Below are 7,624 nucleotides of genomic sequence, written 5' to 3' on the forward strand. Positions count from 1 at the left end.
ATATTACGCTTTCCTCTTTCAGAGTCAACCCGTTATTTCAGGATTTTTTCTCTTCAGCCGACCGGGTTATCTGTGAAGTGATTCACATCCGCCGTGTCGATGGAGGCGCATTATAGGGAGTTCCCGAGCGACCGCAACAGAAAAGTTGCAAAAAAATGACTGACTGCTGTATTCCCCAGCAAAACCCCGCCTTATACCTTTTTACACACAGACTTATCCACAATCCATTGACGATCCCGGTGTGATCCAGCGATTTGAACACTATACTAGCGGCAAATATTTCTCTCGCGGGCCAACCTCATGACGACACAACGACTTCAACGTGACTGGCGTACCCCAACCGCCGGGCTCGCCGTGCTGGTGTTACTTATGGCAGGTTTTGCACTGCATACGCACTGGAATGCTTTTATTCAGTGGTGCCTCGCCACCCAGATCACCCTGCACCGATATCTGGTGATGTATCTGCTGCAACTTAATAATCATCAGTACAGCGGTGGGCTATGGTTGTTAACCGGTGCGTTTCTTTATGGTGTACTCCATGCCGTTGGACCTGGGCACGGCAAATTTATCGTCACCACGTATCTCACCACCAATAAAGAGAGCCAGCTCGCGGCGCGCGTCGTACCGTTTATCGGTAGCATGATGCAGGGCGTCAGCGCGATCGTCTTTGTCTTTATCCTGGCGGTTGGATTGAACCTCGCGTCAGGAGATATCAGCACCAGCCGTTGGTACGTCGAGAAAATCAGCGCCGTGCTGATTGCCGTCTTCGGTGCGTTTATCATTTTTCAGGCGCTCAGCAGCCTGCGTCCGCGCAAAATGGCGATTAGCGCCATCAAGCCGCTTCACCAGCATAATGAACGCTGTGGCTGCTGCCATCACGGCGTAGGGGTGGATCTGACTAAAAGCGACTGGAAAACCCGTCTGGGCGTGGTGCTGGCCATTGGCGCACGCCCGTGCAGCGGGGCAATTATGATCCTGATGTTCTCGAATGCGCTCGGTATTATTAGCTGGGGGATTGCTGCTGTGATGACAATGTCGCTGGGCACGGCGCTGTCGATTATGGGGCTGTCGCTGGCAGTACGTTACGCGCGTGAACGCACAGTAACCTGGTTTGGCGGCGGCACGTCCCTGAACTGGGTAATGCCGATGGTCAAAATTGCCGGAGGGGTTGTTCTGATACTGTTCGCGACGATCCTGTTCCTGACGGTGATCCCCGTCAGCGCCGGCGGCGACTATATTGCCGCAGGATGCTAATAAAAGAAAACCCGCCAGCGGCGGGTTTTTTTATCACTCGTTAATTCGCGGATGCTGATCGACAAGGCGAGAGCGTTTTGTCTGGAGCGCCTCAATCTCTGCGTCAATATCTTCAATCTTCTGCTCTACATTATCGTAGTGCTCACGCAGGATCTCTTTCGCTTCCTGAATATCAGACGCCGCAGGCGTTGCCCCTTTCAACGGACGATTCGCCGTCTCCTTCATGGTAATACCGGTAATCAGGCCGATCACCGCAATGACCATCAGATAGTAAGCAGGCATCATCAGGTTCTGCGTGCTCTCCACCAGTGAAGCAGCAAGCGTCGGCGTCAGGCCCGCAATCAGAACGGAGATATTAAAGGCTGCCGCCAGCGCACTGTAGCGAATATGCGTCGGGAACATTGCCGGCAGCGTAGAAGCCATCACCCCGATGAAGCAGTTGAGGATCACCGCCAGCATCAGCAGACCGGCGAAAATCAGCCCCAGCACATTGCTGTTAATCAGAATAAAGGCCGGGATTGCCAGTGCGAACAGGGCTACGCTGCCGAGAATAATGAATGGCTTACGGCCAAAGCGGTCGCTCAGCAGACCCATAATCGGCTGCACAAACAGCATACCCACCATGATGGCGATAATAATCAGCACACCGTGGTCTTCCGAGTAGTGCAGGTTATGCGACAGGTAGCTCGGCATGTAGGTCAACAGCATGTAATAGGTGACGTTGGTGGAAATCACCAGACCAATACAGGTCAGCAGGCTGCGCCAGTGTTTGGTCGCAATCTCCTTGAACGACACTTTCGGGCCATCCTGTAACCCTTCACGGTCACCCTGCTCCAGCTTTTCAACGTGCTGCTGGAACGCAGGCGTCTCTTCCAGGGCGTGACGCAGATAAAGCCCAATGATGCCCAGCGGCAGCGCCAGGAAGAACGGAATACGCCAGCCCCAGTCAAGGAAGTTCTCTTCACCCACTACGGTTGAGATCAGAACCACAACCCCCGCGCCCATGACAAAACCGGCAATCGAACCAAAGTCCAGCCAGCTGCCCATAAAGCCACGTTTACGGTCCGGAGAATATTCAGCGACAAAAATCGATGCGCCGGTATATTCGCCACCAACGGAGAAGCCCTGCGCCATCTTACAGATCAACAGCAGAATCGGCGCCCATATACCAATAGTTGCATACGACGGAATAAGGCCGATACAGAATGTACTTATCGACATGATGACAATGGTAATAGCCAGGATCTTCTGGCGACCATATTTATCACCCAGCATGCCGAAGAAAAGGCCACCGAGAGGACGAATCAGGAAGGGAACGGAGAACGTACCCAGCGCAGCAATCATCTGCAAGCTGGGATCGGCACCAGGGAAGAACACTTTACCAAGTGCATAGGCCACAAAGCCGTAAACACCAAAATCGAACCACTCCATCGCATTACCGAGCGAGGCCGCTGTAATCGCTTTGCGCAGTTTCGCGTCATCAATAATGGTGACATCGCGCAGCGTGATGGGTTTTACTTTTTTCCTTCTAAGCATAGCTTTCCTCGTAGACTCAGCCCCGTCCGTTTCACAGCGCATTTTGCAAGCTGCGAACCAGAGATCCGCTCCATGCGAATCTCCTTATTCAAGCGTAGCAGGTTTACTTACATTGACGTTTTACCTCAATACAACCGAACCTGTTGACGCCTGTCTGGGCAGTTAAAGACCTTTTTACCCTACCAGCGTTTATATATGTGATCAACTTCACACTTATTTTTCCTGTTCGTAAGTTGCCTTCAGCTTTTGTCAATTCACGATAAATAAGGTCATTCTAAACCCCCTTATCAAACAGATCTTAACGCCCGTTATTATTCTTCCCCAAACAAAATGCAAGCACATTTCTTCACAGCGAATTTACACAAAATTCAATTATTAACAGTGGGCAATCCTGTTTACATTCAATATGTGACGAAGATAACTAAAACAGCGTTTTATTTTCATTGAATCACAATTCCAAAGATCGCATGATAAATCCGAACACGATATCCCAGCGGCTTTCAAATGAAGGAATGCTGAACACCTGAATTTCGCTCTACAGCATAAATAACGAATCGATTGGCCCTAAAAAAGGCAATCGTTTGAATTTGTTGATCTATTTTTTGAGCTTTCCGCCAGCCATGCGGACGAGATGTGAGGGTTAATGATGAAGATTAAAGCAACAATAGAACGCATCCCGGGCGGGATGATGCTGGTCCCGCTGGTACTTGGCGCGATATTAAATACGCTAGCCCCGAATACCGGTGCTTATTTTGGCGGTTTTACAAAAGGTATGATTAGCGGAACGGTACCGATTCTGGCAGTCTGGTTCTTTTGCATCGGCGCATCTATTAACTTGCGTGCAACAGGTACGGTATTACGTAAATCAGGGACGCTGGTCATTACTAAAATTGCGGTCGCCTGGGTTGTTGCCATGATCTGTGCAATGTTCATTCCGGAGAATGGAATTCAGACCGGCTTCTTCGCCGGATTATCTGTTCTGGCCATAGTCTCAGCAATGGATATGACCAACGGCGGTCTCTATGCCAGCCTGATGAATCAATATGGCACCAAAGAAGAATCGGGCGCGTTCGTGCTGATGTCCCTGGAGTCGGGTCCGCTGATGACGATGTTGATTCTGGGTTCTGCCGGCCTTGCCTCTTTTGAACCACACCATTTTGTCGGGGCGATCCTGCCGTTCCTGATTGGTTTTGCGCTGGGCAACCTCGATCACGATCTGCGTGATTTCTTCAGCAAAGCCACCCCGGTACTGATCCCGTTCTTCGGCTTCGCGTTGGGCAATACCATCAACCTGAACGTGATTCTGGAAACCGGCCTGCTGGGCATTGTGCTGGGTGTTGCCGTCATCGTCATCACGGGTATTCCACTGATTATTGCAGACCGCGTCATCGGGGGCGGCAACGGAACCGCGGGCGTGGCCGCCTCTTCGGCCGCAGGCGCTGCGGTAGCCAACCCGGTGATTATCGCCCAGATTAACCCGGCCTTTGAACCCGTGGCCGCTTCCTCCACGGCTCTGGTTGCCGCCAGCGTGATTGTGACGGCAATTCTGGTCCCTGTCATCACGGCACTGTATGCCAGACGCTTTGGGCATGTGCCTGAGTCCCGGACAGAACCTGAAGCGGTAGAAATGCGCCACTAACCCTTTCGCCCCCTCCTTAAAAAGAGGGGGCAATCACGTACCAAATATCTCTTCCACCATGCCATCCACCAGCCGTTTTGCCGAACAGAGTCTCGGCATTCCCAGCGCGACCGTTTGCCAGCTCTGCGTCACTGACCAGCTCACCGGATGTTTATCCGCCTGACACCAGTCCCCCAGCCAGCCCAGCATATCTTTATAATCAATCAGACCGGGAGAAGCGGGCGTCGTCAGCCACTGATGGTAAAAATGCCGGGTGGTGGGAGAAGCATTAATTCCCTGTGCCAGATAGTTTGCGGCCATGCTGCGCAGATTATCTTTCAGCATGGCCGCCACATCGCTATTCGCCAGACGACAGGCATCGCCAAACGCCCCCCAGCGCAACTCTTCCAGCACGATAAAGCAGCGGCCAGCCAGCGACCAGCCGTCATACTGCCCGGCTCGCCAGCGGGTAAAAATTTGCTCGCTGTGCTCACCCGCCTGAACCGTCAGGCCGCGCTGCGCGAGCGCTTTCTCTTTATAGGCGGCACGCTGGTTGAAATGTGAGGAGAGCTCTTCGTACTGTTGCAACAATCCGGGCGGTTGAGGGAGGCGTGGATTCACCTGCTGGCGCAGGGCTACCAGCCTGTCGGACATACGGGTCAGCGCAAGGTGTCCGGGGTCGAGCATACCGGCCAGTTTCTCCGCCAGACCCAGCCGCAGCGCTGCATTTTCGTTGAGCATTCCCGCCATTGCCCACGGCCGCAGCCGGGTCTGCGTAATGATCTCCTGCGTCAAACGCTCACGAAATTGCAGTTGCTGTGGCCCCAGGAGGGAGTGACGTGCAGCGTCCGCCCCCTGGACCAAATCGACCATAAATTTTGGATGAATACACTCCAGCGTCCGCCCGGGACCGTCCAGTAGCTGTGTTGTCATGGTTGCTCTGCCGCGAATAAGGTTTGAATATCATCGCGTAACAGTCGGGTATCTTCCTGAATCCACGCCGCAGTAGTCATACTTTGCTTCAACAACTGGCTAAGCGCCCGGGTTGAATGTTCATTCTGCTGCCGCACGGCAAGGCTATCACGCAAGCTTTCCTGTAACCCGGTCAGGCACAACGAAAACTCTGCAAAGAACGTTGCCATACCTGCCGTAACAGAGACATCGACCTGCGCGGCCAAAGCTTTACGTATTTGATCGCAAAACTGATCGATATGTTGCGTAAATTTGCCATGAAGCTGAACGATGTCGATGACATAGCGTGTGCGCGTCACGACATACTCTTCCCAGCCCCAGCCGGGATTATTGAGCCAGCGCGAGACGGTATTACGTACGCTGCCTGCCCCTGCTGGCTGACTGGCGGGAGGGGTGTCCTGCACAATGGCATCATTAAATAAGCCGCGCGTATTGAAATTAAGCTGGTTTGCCTGAAACGCCGGGAAGCTAATCCGCGCCCGAAATCCGGCATGACTGAGCTGCTCCTTAATTCGCGTCTCGATGGGTCGCATCGCCTCATTCAACGATCGGGCGAGCGTAGACTCCAGCTGATCGAAGCGTAACGCCAGCTCCCGGCCAATTCTGCTCTGCGCATTCAGCATAATCTGCTCGCATGACGATCGGATCTTGCTCAGGACAATCTGCGCCTGCCCTTCATCGTCAAGCACCAGCTGCTGGATCGCATCCGCGTCGTCTGCACGCAAACTGGATGGTTCGCGCCCTGCTAAATCAAGAATAGACGGGCGGCTAAAAATGTCGCCCAGCGCCTGGTGAAGTTCACCTTTCTGGCGAAGCAGGAATGCATCCGTTGCGTTAAGCGCCTCTTCAACTTCATGCTGGACCTCATCGCTCACCACGCTCTGCCGCTGACGCAGCATCGTCATATCCTCTTCCAGGCGCGCAATATTCAGCTCCAGCTCATCAAAAGCGACCGTCAGTCCCTGATGGCGAAAATCCAGGTATTCTCTGGCATTTTGCGCATAGTTCAGCAGCTTATGCGATGCCGACCGCAAAGCGAACAGCGAGGCGTTGGCGTAAGCCGCGTAAATCAGTTTGCGGATGGGCTGTTCGAACAGCGAATCCTCCCACAGCAGATCCGCCGCATGGCGAATATGGTCAATATCGTCCAGGTCGGCCGTTCGCCAGCGGCGGCCCAGCGCGGCCTCGGCAAAATCCTGTACCCAACGCTGATCCTGATGATCGGGAAGGCGCCCATGAACGTTCATCTCATAGCGGGCGCGGTTTGCCAGATAGGCCCACATAGAAGAGACCGGATAAATTTGCCCCGGAGAAATATTTCCTTTCATCAGCGTGCCGGAAATCATCGCCCGCACCTGCTCTTCATCGTCGCTGTTACGATCTTTCTGATCGAATTTGTTGACCAGGGCGTAAAGCGGTACGGATTTCCCGGCAGCCGAAATTGCCTGACGAACCTCCGCATCAGAAATAGATTTAAGCTGTGTATAGTCCATCACCGCCAGCACGGCGGAGGCGCGCGCCAGCTGCTCGCTGAGCATTTTTTGCAGGTGCGGCTGACCGGCCTCGTTCGGCCCCGGCGTGTCGAGCAGCGTCAGTTGCCCCAGGTGCGCATCCAGACCGGCGAGATGCACAAACTCCACCTCAATCACCGGAATATGTTCTATCGCGGCATACTCAGAGAACGGAAACTCCACGCCCAGCGCCTGAGACAGCCGCACCAGATCGTTCAGGCTTTTCAGACAATGAAAGATGGGCTCCGCGCCCAGGTGATGTTTTTCAAACGCCTCACCTCTTTCTATGCGCTCCAGCAGCGTATTCATGTCCTTGTCGATTTCCAGACGCCGCGCCAGCTTGCCGCGATCTTTATCGCACAGTTTTTTCTGCAACTGGGTAATCAGGGTATCGATGGGCGAAACGTGCAAAAAATGCAGTACCGGCTCCTTCTGGCCCGGCGTATGGCGGATCAGCGTGGGAAGTGCCGTCATCGGACGATTGCGGTTCGGCAGCACTTCCGTGCCCACAATCGCATTAATGGTGGTCGATTTTCCCGCTTTCATGGTACCCACAATCGCCAGCACCATTTCGAGGCGGGTTATTTTGCGTAATTCGTTATTCAGCATCGCCTGCTGAGCGCTGAGAGATCCCCTCATAATTTCCCCAAAGCGTAACCATGTGTGAATAAATTTTGAGCTAGTAGGGTTGCAGCCACGAGTAAGTCTTCCCTTGTTATTGTGTAGCCAGAAT

The 7,624-nt window shown here is 53.4% G+C and carries 5 protein-coding genes and 1 pseudogene; 2 read left to right on the forward strand and 4 right to left on the reverse strand.

Going from position 1 to position 7,624, the window contains the following annotated elements; genetic code table 11:
- The first annotated feature begins 300 nt into the window (after nt 1-300).
- Nucleotides 301-1,254, forward strand: a complete 954-nt coding sequence (locus ACOTX5_RS25815) for a nickel/cobalt transporter (RefSeq protein ID WP_045911453.1) — start codon at nt 301-303, stop codon at nt 1,252-1,254.
- Between the two features lie 33 nt (nt 1,255-1,287).
- On the opposite strand, the gene proP is transcribed toward ACOTX5_RS25815, so the two are convergent.
- Nucleotides 1,288-2,790 (reverse strand): glycine betaine/L-proline transporter ProP, encoded by a 1,503-nt coding sequence (proP, locus tag ACOTX5_RS25820; protein WP_015570231.1) that lies wholly within the window; start codon nt 2,788-2,790, stop codon nt 1,288-1,290.
- 646 nt (nt 2,791-3,436) lie between these two features.
- On the opposite strand from proP, the gene kdgT reads away from it, so the two are divergent.
- Complete coding sequence (gene kdgT / locus ACOTX5_RS25825) at nt 3,437-4,429, forward strand: 2-keto-3-deoxygluconate transporter (protein WP_045911454.1); 993 nt, start codon at nt 3,437-3,439, stop codon at nt 4,427-4,429.
- 33 nt (nt 4,430-4,462) lie between these two features.
- On the opposite strand, the gene ACOTX5_RS25830 is transcribed toward kdgT, so the two are convergent.
- From ACOTX5_RS25830 to ACOTX5_RS25840, 3 genes and pseudogenes are all read right to left on the reverse strand, one after another.
- Nucleotides 4,463-5,341: a diguanylate cyclase regulator RdcB family protein gene (locus tag ACOTX5_RS25830; protein WP_015570229.1), complete on the reverse strand. Its 879-nt coding sequence runs from the start codon at nt 5,339-5,341 to the stop codon at nt 4,463-4,465.
- Nucleotides 5,338-7,518: pseudogene (gene crfC / locus ACOTX5_RS25835) on the reverse strand (clamp-binding protein CrfC); the annotation flags it as partial. The pseudogene crfC and the gene ACOTX5_RS25830, both read right to left, overlap by 4 nt.
- 8 nt (nt 7,519-7,526) lie before the next feature.
- The coding region (locus ACOTX5_RS25840) for a hypothetical protein (RefSeq protein WP_035294458.1) at nt 7,527-7,624 on the reverse strand (98 nt) is incomplete at its 5' end.

The organism is Enterobacter cloacae complex sp. IR5441, assembly GCF_049238215.1.
GTDB classification, from domain to species: domain Bacteria; phylum Pseudomonadota; class Gammaproteobacteria; order Enterobacterales; family Enterobacteriaceae; genus Enterobacter; species Enterobacter hormaechei_C.

Coding starts and splice junctions, on each gene's coding strand:
- ACOTX5_RS25815 (WP_045911453.1), top strand. CDS start 301: ATGACGACACAACGACTTCAACGTGACTGGCGTACCCCAACCGCCGGG.
- ACOTX5_RS25830 (WP_015570229.1), bottom strand. CDS start 5,341: ATGACAACACAGCTACTGGACGGTCCCGGGCGGACGCTGGAGTGTATT.
- proP (WP_015570231.1), bottom strand. CDS start 2,790: ATGCTTAGAAGGAAAAAAGTAAAACCCATCACGCTGCGCGATGTCACC.
- kdgT (WP_045911454.1), top strand. CDS start 3,437: ATGAAGATTAAAGCAACAATAGAACGCATCCCGGGCGGGATGATGCTG.